Here is a 3392-nt window from a genome sequence, read left to right as displayed (position 1 = left end):
CAGGAAGATTACCTTTTTATAAAGAGTTTCCCAATGCCCTTAAGACACTTCTTGCTAAGAAATTTACCCTTGCCGATTACTGGGGCATATGGGCTGGCAATGTTGCTGAGATTGCTCAAAACCATATCAATCATCTTAAAGATATACTTTCTGATGAAAGCAGTGAAGCGTTCCACGCCTTTAATGGGTTTTATCAAGAACTAAAAAACAACTTAAACAGTGAAATCAAACAAGAGGAAGCGCTTGAGATGTTAGCACAACATCTTGTCACACGTCCCGTATTTGAAGCTTTGTTTGATGGCAATGAATTTGTGCAAAACAATGCCATTTCTCAAGCCATGGAAAAGATTTTAGCTGAATTAGATAAAAGCAATATCAAGCAGGTATCGAAAGAATTACAAGAGTTTTATGACAGCGTAAAATTCCGTGCCTCTGGGATTACAACCCCCCAAGCAAGACAAAACCTTATTATCAAACTTTACGAAGATTTTTTTACCAAGGCATTTAAGAAAACCACCGATAGGCTTGGGATTGTTTATACCCCCGTTGAGGTTGTTGATTTTATTATTCGTTCCGTTGATGATGTTTTACGAAATGAGTTCGGAAAAAGCCTAGGATCACGTGGTGTTTCCATTCTTGACCCCTTTACTGGAACAGGAACCTTTATCACAAGGCTTTTACAATCAAATCTCATAAAACCAGAGGATATGGAATATAAATTCCGTCATGATATCCATGCCAATGAGATTGTTTTACTTGCCTATTACATAGCAGCGATTAACATTGAATCGACCTATCATGGTCTTATGAAAGGAGATTATATACCATTTAAGCATATTGGTTTAACCGATACGTTTCATCTTTTTGAGAAAAAAGATTTGATGGAAGGTACTATGAAAGAAAACAGCGAATATTTAGAACATCAGAAAAATCTAAATATCGAAGTTATCTTTGGGAATCCCCCTTATTCGGTAGGGCAAAAAAATGAAAACGATAATGCAAAGAATACTCCCTATCCCATATTGAATGACCGTATTGGAGAAACTTATGCTGCTCAATCAAAAGCAACTTGCGTACAAGCACTTTATGATAGTTATATTCGTGCCATTCGTTGGGCAAGTGACCGTATAAAAGACCGTGGTATTATTGGTTTTGTTACTAATGCAAGTTTTATTACTGGACATTCTATGGACGGTTTACGCAAATGCCTTGTTAAGGAATTTAGCAGTCTTTATATTTTCCATTTACGAGGAAATGCTCGGACTTCTGGAGAACAACGCAAAAAAGAAAGTGGTGGAATTTTTGGCGAAGGTTCTCGTGCCCCTATTGCTATTTCTATTCTCGTAAAAAATCCAGAATCTCAACAGCGTGGGAAAATATATTTTCGTGATATTGGAGATTATCTCACGAGACAAGAAAAGCTTACGATAATAGAGTCTCTTGGTAGCATTGATGGCATTACACGGAGCAAACAAGGTTGGAAAATAATTACACCAGATAAACATAGCGATTGGCTTGATCAGCGTGATGATAGTTTTAAAGAATTTTTAGCTATGGGTGTAAAAAAAGGTCGTGATAAAAAGCTCTTTGAAACATTTTCTTGTGGTCTAAAAACCAATCGTGATGCTTGGGCATATAACTCAAATCGTGAAGCTTTATCCAAAAATATGAATAATATGATTGTTTTCTACAATAGTGAAGTGAAACGCTTTAATGATGTTTATGCACATACTGACCGTAAAACACATACCAATATTGTAGACGATTTCGTAAATTCTGATGCTAAAAAAATAAGCTGGAGTCTTAATCTTAAAAAACATTTAACTGCAGAAAAGATTTTTGAGTTTGAAGAGACATGCCTTGCTCAAAGTTTGTACCGTCCTTTTACTCGGCAATGGCTCTATTATAATCGTATTTTCAATGAATCTCTCTATCAAATACCATGTATGTTTCCTATGAGGAACATTGTTGAAAACAAAGTAATACAAGTTACAGGTATAGGGGCAATGAAAGATTTTTCTGTTTTGATGTCTAAAGTTTTGCCTAATCATGACGCAATGGATAAAGGTCAATGCTTTCCACGCTATATTTATGAAGATACTACAGTTTCAAAAGGTAAAAATGAAAAACAATCTCATTTATTTACAAATTCCGAAGAAACCAAAACATCTAGTTTACAGAGACGTGATGCCATTACGGATGAAGGTCTAGCCCATTTCCAAGCGGCTTATCCGAATGAGAATATAACAAAAGATGATCTATTCTATTATGTTTATGGTCTTTTACATTCGGAAGATTATCGCACTCGCTATGCTGATAATTTATGCAAAGAACTCCCTCGTATTCCTTGTGTAAAGACAGTGGATGATTTTTGGATGTTTGTTACAGCAGGGCGTGAATTGGGTCATTTGCACGTGAATTATGAAGATGTGGAACCTTATCCAGTATCCTTTAAAAAGGGTGACCCTAAACTTATGGATATCCCTAATCCTAAAGAATTCTATTACGTGAATGAAATGAAATTCGCAAAAATTAAAAATAGTAAGGAAAAGGATAAATCTACAGTTATTTATAACAGCAACATCATCATAACAGACATTCCTCTTAAAGCTTATGAGTATATTGTTAATGGCAAGCCTGCTCTTGAATGGGTTATGGGACGTCAATGTGTTAAGACTGATAAAAAGAGTGGTATTGTGAATGATGCCAATCGCTATGCTGTTGAGACTGTTGGAAACCCTGCTTATCCATTAGAATTATTCCAAAGGGTTATTACTGTAAGTTTGGAGACAATGAAAATTGTTAAAAACCTACCAAAATTAGAAATTAGAGAAACTGAATAAGCTTATAAAGCATGCTCACATAATGGGTATGATAAACTCACAAGGGGTATAGAACTTATAACCATAATCTATACCTCTCTTGTAAGTTGATTATCTACAATCTTAAAAGGAGTGTTTATATGCATTACTCTAAAAAGAGAATATTTGCATTTTTAAATACTGTCATTTGGATTGCCTTTAAAAGATTATACCGTAATCTCAAATGATAGCTTTATAGCTTTCAAAAAACCTCTTTAAAGAGAGTTTTACATCTTCATTTTCTTATAGGTTTTGACGGTGTTAAAAACCTTCAAAATACCTTCAAAACATATTCTATTAGTTGAATTTATAGGTTGTATTATCAATATAGGTTGTTTTCTAAAGATCTGTAAAATATTAACACATTGAAACATAACATTTTTATTTTTTGCTATTTTTTTATATAAAAGCAGCAACCGTCAAAACTCAAAACCCCTTCAAAAGTCATAACCATAATGATCTTGATAGCATGTCCTATGATTATAAACTATCTTTTGAAAGGCTTTAAAGGATCACATGCTTTTCATAAGA

General features: G+C 34.2%; 1 protein-coding gene. It reads left to right on the top strand.

What is annotated here, in order from left to right; genetic code table 11:
• Nucleotides 1-2843: type ISP restriction/modification enzyme (locus tag ABD915_RS09090; protein ID WP_345117562.1), on the top strand; the 2843-nt coding region annotated here is incomplete at its 5' end.
• Between the last annotated feature and the right edge of the window lie 549 nt (nucleotides 2844-3392).

Source organism: Bartonella jaculi (assembly GCF_039543045.1).
Lineage (GTDB): Bacteria > Pseudomonadota > Alphaproteobacteria > Rhizobiales > Rhizobiaceae > Bartonella > Bartonella jaculi.
Note: the sequence above shows the minus strand (reverse complement) of the source record. Positions and strands in the feature narration are given on the sequence as shown.